We start from the raw sequence: 223 nt of genomic DNA on the forward strand, positions 1-223 counted from the left end.
TTGTTAACTTTACATCAAAGAATGTATTCCTTACGACTTTAGGGAACATCTGTTTTGCTACTTTAATACTCTCCTTATAAGTATTCATCATAAAAGCTTCTTCATGCTTGAGTTGTTCTACTTGTTCAGGATGGTTCTGAATAATAGAACTCACACGCAATTCAAAGCATTGTTTAGATAAATGCAGTAATATCTTGTTTGCTTCTTTTTTCAGATCTTTATT

Annotated in this window: 1 protein-coding gene; it reads right to left on the minus strand. The window is 30.9% G+C overall.

Going from position 1 to position 223, the window contains the following annotated elements; genetic code table 11:
- The coding region (locus tag INF68_RS22980; RefSeq protein WP_193525479.1) for a hypothetical protein at positions 1-223 on the minus strand (223 nt) is incomplete at both ends.

It is taken from the genome of Enterobacter cloacae complex sp. P16RS2, assembly GCF_014982155.1.
Lineage (GTDB): Bacteria > Pseudomonadota > Gammaproteobacteria > Enterobacterales > Enterobacteriaceae > Enterobacter > Enterobacter cloacae_M.